This window comes from Streptomyces thermovulgaris, assembly GCF_002155915.1.
GTDB classification, from domain to species: domain Bacteria; phylum Actinomycetota; class Actinomycetes; order Streptomycetales; family Streptomycetaceae; genus Streptomyces; species Streptomyces thermovulgaris.
In genome coordinates this window covers 1-1,226 of sequence record NZ_MUME01000215.1, presented here as the reverse complement: position 1 = coordinate 1,226, position 1,226 = coordinate 1, and the positions used below count along the sequence as shown (strand labels likewise).

1 protein-coding gene is annotated in these 1,226 nt (G+C 68.0%); it reads right to left on the bottom strand.

Annotated features, from left to right (window positions below; all coding sequences use genetic code 11):
- Positions 1-1,226: polyketide synthase dehydratase domain-containing protein (locus tag CCN35_RS17675; protein WP_211285543.1), on the bottom strand; the 1,226-nt coding region annotated here is incomplete at both ends.

Sequence of the window (1,226 nt, the reverse complement as noted above, 5' to 3'; positions counted from 1 at the left end):
AGACCGGCAAAGCTCTCCGCCCCCAGAGCCCGGGCCACCTCACCGGAACCACCCAGCACCCACACCCCACCAGAAGAGGACTGCTGGGCATCACGGACCGGCTGGAAGACCACCCGATACAGATGCTCACCCGCCCCACCCACACGAACCTGCTCAGCCGTAACCTCACGGATGCGCAGGCCCCGCGCACGGAGAACCGGTCGACCTGCACCGTCCGCCACCGAAAGGGCGAGGTGCTCGCCCGTGGAGGAGTCCAGCTCTATGTGGACTTGGAGTTCTGTGGTGTTGGTGGTGAAGAGTTCGACGTCGGTCCACTCGAAGGGCAGGTATACGGGCTGTTCGTGCTTGCCGTCCTCTTCGTGGCGTGCGCCGATGAGGGTGTGCAGGGCGGCGTCCAGCAGGGCGGGGTGGATGCCGAAACCCTCGGTCGTGAGCCCCTCGGGCAGGCGGACGCGTCCGTAGGCGGTGTTGTCCTTGCGCCACAGCTCCACCAGGCCCTGGAAGGCCGGACCGTAGCCGAGACCACGCGCGGCAAACGCCTCGTAGAAACCGTCCAGCTCCACCTGCTCGGCACCGGCCACCGGCCAGCGATCCAGCTCCACAAAGGCCTGGGGGATGTCGGAGTCGGTGGTTTCGGCGAGCCTTCCGGTGGCGTGCCGGCGCCAGGGGGTGTCGCCAGGAGCGTTCTCGGGACGGCTGTAGATGGTGATCTCGCGCTGCCCGTCACCTGTCTCGGCGCCGACCACGACCTGCAGACGAACCGGGGTGTCCTCGGTGAGGACCAACGGCTCGAGCAGCGTCAGCTCGGCAACCCGGTCGGCTCCGATGTGGTGGGCGGCGGTCAGGGCAAGCTCCAGCAGACCCGTACCCGGCACCAGCACGGTGCCGAAGACCGCATGCTCCGCCAACCACGACTGATCGGTCAGTGAAAGACGGCCGGTGAGCAGGTGGCCCGCACCGTCGGCAAGACCAAGAGCGGCACCGAGCCAGGGGTGTTCTGCTACTTCCAGGCCGATCGAGCGTGCATCCCCGGTGGGGCGGCGGACCTCCAGCCAGTAGCGTTCACGCTGGAACGGATAGGTGGGCAGGTCCACTACACTCCCGCCGCTGGCGGGCAGCAGGCGGTCCCAGTCCAGCTGATGACCATGCACATGCAGCAGACCGGCGTTGCGCAGCAGCTGGGCACGGTCGCCGCGGTTACGGGCCAGTGAGCCCACCACCACACC